We start from the raw sequence: 4,317 nt of genomic DNA, 5'->3' as shown, positions 1-4,317 counted from the left end.
GAAAAAATCTATATGAATAAATGAATTAAACTAGTTTAATTCTTTAATTAAATATTTTGAAAGTCTTTTAGACAATGCAAGAATTGCTAAAATAGGTGGTGCACCTGGAGCTCTTGGGAAAACACTTCCATCAGATACATATAAACCTTCAATTTTTGTTTTAAGATTACTATCTACAATAGTTCCAATAGGAGCTGTACTTCCTGGATGAGCACTTCTAAATACTGTTGAAACATAAATAGATTCAGCACCAGCATTTTGTAAAATAGCACCTGCAGTAGCAGCACCTTCAGCAAGATACTGAACATCTCTTATTGAATTGTATTTAACAACTTCATCAGCATTTACATAACCTAAACCTTCATCAGGGATTTTAACCATAATACTAAGAATATCTTCTGGTTTTAAATCATCATCTGCAACACGACTATCTAAATATTTAGATGAATAATGAGGTGCAAGTACAAAATGTTCTCCTTTTACTAAAGCATTCATAGTAACTTCTTTATTAAATCCAATACCTTTAATTACAGCACCAACACTTACAAATGGATCTGTAGTAAATTGTTGACCTGCTGGAATACCTAATCTTTGAAGAAGACGTGCATCAGTTACAGCACCTGCAGATAAAACTACTATATCATCTTTAATAGTTTCAGTACTACCATCTTCTTTAGTAATTTCTACACCTACTACTTTATTATCTTCAACTAAAACATTAGTTACTGGAGAATCAGTAAGCAATTTTGCTCCATTATCAACAGCTTCTTTTACAAAGTCAGCAGAAGTCCATTTAGCATTATTTGGACAACCATATGCACATTTACCACATTGAATACATTTATCTTCATAAATAAATTTAGGCATTTTAGAAACATTTAAACCTAATTCTTTTGCAGAATCAATGAATAATCTAGTTCCTTTACCAATATGACTATCATCCATTTGATGAATGTTAATTTGTTTTTCAATTTCATCATATTCTTCAGATAAATCAATGCCATATTCAGCTAACATGTCTTCACATGATCTAACTCCATTACCAGCTGAGACTATTGTATTACCTCCTACACATGTAGTAGCAAGTAAATCCATACCTTCAACAGGATCGTTATAATAATCAAATGCATCTTTACTATCTACTAGTGGTCCTTTTTCAATAATGGTTACAGGAATATTTGCTTTTGCAAGTTCTAAACCTAGAATTCCTCCTCCTGCACCGGAACCAACAATAAGTACCATTTTATCACTCCAATAAAAAATAATATTTAACAATAAATTATATTAATTTTTTAAAATAAAAATTTATAAATAACAATTGTTATAATACTACTTACTTTATTAAAATATATAAATTAATAGGATTTAATTTAAATAGAATTAAAATTCTTAGTAAAAATTAAAAAAATAGCTAAAATATAAAAAATTTTATAAAAATCTGATAATTTATAATTATTATATTATTTAATAAGTATATTAAGGTATTTAACAGAAATTAACTATAAAATCATTTAATAAACACGATAAAGCAATTAAATTAATCAATATTAATTACTAAACAAATTAAATATAAAGAATTTAATAAAAAAATATTAAATTAAATACAAACAAAACAAATTTAAAATAATTTAATAATTAATTATTAAAATAAATCAAATATAAACAATTTAATAAAAAAATATTAAATCAAATAATATTTAAAAAATAAATATTATGCTGATTCAGCGTTTTCTTGATTTAAAATTGCAAATTGTGCATTTCTAATATTTTCTTTTCTACTTAATCCATTATTTTGAATAATAGTACCATTATCAAGGGTGATTATTTGATTTCCATCTGCAGGAGTTAAATAAACATCTCTCCAAAGTTTATCTTTTCCACTTACTCCATCAAAATCTGCATCACATCCACCTTTAGACATATCACAAGTAATTTCCCCTTCAGGAACAGTAGTATTTCTATGAATATCTTTAGGTGTATCAGTTAATGTTCCAAATTTATGACAAAATGGACAGTAATTTACCCAAGTTCTTGTATAATGTTTATATTCTAAACCAGTTTCAACACTAGGTTTCATATTAACAGTAATAGTTGAAATATTTTGAGCAGAAGAGTTATCAGATTGATCTGAAGTATTTACCTCTCCATTGTTATCTCCTAAAATTGTGTTATTGTTGCTACTACTATTATCACCACTATCTAAACTTTCTTCACTAACAGTAGCATATACAGCAGCTATACAAAGAACACCTGATATAATAATTATAAAAATTAATAATAAAAATGATTTAGAGTTATTATCCATAATAATTACCTCTTTACAAATAACATAACATATATTTAATTAATATAACTTCAAATTATTAAAAATCTTAATTTATCTATCCCCAACAATAAAAAAAGCCATTATAATATTCACATTTATAAATAACATATATATTTTATTTTTTTCTTCTATCTTCCACACTTTCCAAATAATTTAAATTAATAAATCCAATTTAAGATTATTAATATTAAAAAGGATAATAACGGCTTTTTTTATAAAAAAATTTATTTATTTTTTTTAAAATTCGAAGTTATAAGTTATAATTTCTTTAAATTTCTTATAAAATAATAAACTTTAAACATAAGATTACTTATTATCATATATAAAGCTTTTGTAAAATTTTATAAAAAACTTAAGAAAAAACCTTTAATTTATAATTAAAGCTTTGATATTAAGTTATTTAATAAATAAAAGAAAAATTTAACTTAATGAATTTAAGTTAAAAAAGTTTAAAACTAGTTTCAATAAAAATAAAAAAACATTAGAAAATAAGATTTAAATTAAAAAATAAAAAAAGATTTATTTTTTACCAAATCTTTTTTTTAATCTATTGATACCAGGTTCAATAGGTCTTTTTTTAATTTTAATATTTTTACTTCCTTTTTTCTCAGATTCTGCCATTTCTAATGCTTTTTCTCTGTTGGATTTAAATAAAGTTCCAACATCTGCTATAAATCCTCCCATAATAAAACATATTACAATTACAAGTACATTCATAGTGTATATATCAAAAATTGGTGTAGTATAAGGTCCAAGATATCCGTAAATAACAGCAAGGCTTAAGAATATTCCTGAAATACCTCCAACTACAAATCCTTGTTTGTAATTTTTAGATTTATATCCAATGTATAATGGACCTATTGCTGAGAATGGAATTATCCAATCCATATTTCTATAGTATCCTAAGATTGGTAAACATACAAATATTGCAGTTCCAATAAGAAATGCAATATAATCAAAGTCATGTAGTTCGTCTGTATTCATTTAACCACCTTTCTGATTAATCCTCCAACTCCTCCAGCAATACCACATGCAAGAGTATATATGATTAATTGTTTAATCACTGGAATGTAATAATTATTTCCAGAAACTGTAAATCCACCAATTCCTCCTGCAATTGGTTGCATAGGCCTCCCTACAACGCTTACATATAATATGAATATTATATCTATTATTAATACTCCAATGAATGCAGATTTAATAGAAATAACAAATCCTTTAATTATTTTCCCACTTAAAAGCCCAAGTATTAAGCCAATGATTATTAAACCTGCATTCATATAAGGATTAAGGAATAAACCTAATATTAATATTAAAATTATTCCAAAAATAGTTTCTAATTTCATATTAAAACCGTTGTAAATATACATTAATTTTTTAGTTATTAATATTATAAATTATTTTCTTTTTAATTTTTAATTAATTTTATAATGTTTTTATTATTTTAAATATCTAAAAATATTTTTTTTTAATAACTTAGTTTAATTTAGTTTTATGTTATATTTTTAAATAATTTTTAAGATTTTATTGTTTCTATAAAACTTTTTATTTTTGCATTAGGATTTTTAAGATCTGGTTCTGTTAAACATAGATTAGCAGTACTTTCTTTTCTTGCTAATTTTGATATTTTTTCGCATGTTCTTTCTGCACCTGAACTTTTACAAGTAGCAAAACATGCTATTTTTCTCAAATTATTTCTATTTCTTTCAATATATGTAATTATTGGACTTGCAGTGTTTATTTATATTTAAATATTACCTATATTTTTGTAAAAAGTTTTTTTTAAGCTAAATAGAGTTTTTTAATAAAATTTTTTAATTTTTAATTAATCTTTTTATTTTCATAAATATTATTAAAAATTGAATATTTTTTTGATTAATTTTTATAAAAACTATTGATAATGATTGTATTTTAATTTTAGTTTATTTTATAAGAAACATTTAAAAAAAGTTATATTTTAAATTTATAAAAGATATTTAAAAAATTAATAT

General features: G+C 23.2%; 5 protein-coding genes. All 5 read right to left on the bottom strand.

Features of this window, described 5'->3' with window-relative positions; genetic code table 11:
- Positions 1-30: 30 nt before the first annotated feature.
- The gene (locus BGI41_RS06860; RefSeq protein ID WP_088539811.1) at positions 31-1,242 is read right to left on the bottom strand and encodes a GMC family oxidoreductase N-terminal domain-containing protein; all 1,212 of its coding nucleotides are present in this window, start codon (positions 1,240-1,242) and stop codon (positions 31-33) included.
- 469 nt (positions 1,243-1,711) lie between these two features.
- Complete coding sequence (locus tag BGI41_RS06855) at positions 1,712-2,305, bottom strand: hypothetical protein (RefSeq protein WP_088539809.1); 594 nt, start codon at positions 2,303-2,305, stop codon at positions 1,712-1,714.
- A 540-nt stretch (positions 2,306-2,845) separates the two neighbouring features.
- Positions 2,846-3,310, bottom strand: a complete 465-nt coding sequence (locus BGI41_RS06850; RefSeq protein WP_088539807.1) for a hypothetical protein — start codon at positions 3,308-3,310, stop codon at positions 2,846-2,848.
- Positions 3,307-3,672, bottom strand: coding sequence for a hypothetical protein (locus BGI41_RS06845; RefSeq protein ID WP_088539805.1), 366 nt, complete (start codon positions 3,670-3,672; stop codon positions 3,307-3,309). Before BGI41_RS06845 ends, BGI41_RS06850 begins: the two co-directional genes overlap by 4 nt.
- A 170-nt stretch (positions 3,673-3,842) precedes the next feature.
- Positions 3,843-4,016 carry a hypothetical protein gene (locus BGI41_RS08390; RefSeq protein ID WP_158211973.1) on the bottom strand — a complete coding sequence of 58 codons (174 nt, stop codon included), beginning with the start codon at positions 4,014-4,016 and terminating at the stop codon, positions 3,843-3,845.
- Between the last annotated feature and the right edge of the window lie 301 nt (positions 4,017-4,317).

Origin of the sequence: Methanobrevibacter sp. 87.7 (assembly GCF_002208625.1) — an archaeon.
GTDB lineage: Archaea > Methanobacteriota > Methanobacteria > Methanobacteriales > Methanobacteriaceae > Methanarmilla.
Note: the sequence above shows the minus strand (reverse complement) of the source record. Positions and strands in the feature narration are given on the sequence as shown.

What these genes read in the sequence shown, in the direction of transcription:
- BGI41_RS06860 (WP_088539811.1), bottom strand. Translation starts at nt 1,242, where the DNA reads ATGGTACTTATTGTTGGTTCCGGTGCAGGAGGAGGAATTCTAGGTTTA.
- BGI41_RS06855 (WP_088539809.1), bottom strand. Translation starts at nt 2,305, where the DNA reads ATGGATAATAACTCTAAATCATTTTTATTATTAATTTTTATAATTATT.
- BGI41_RS06850 (WP_088539807.1), bottom strand. Translation starts at nt 3,310, where the DNA reads ATGAATACAGACGAACTACATGACTTTGATTATATTGCATTTCTTATT.
- BGI41_RS06845 (WP_088539805.1), bottom strand. Translation starts at nt 3,672, where the DNA reads ATGAAATTAGAAACTATTTTTGGAATAATTTTAATATTAATATTAGGT.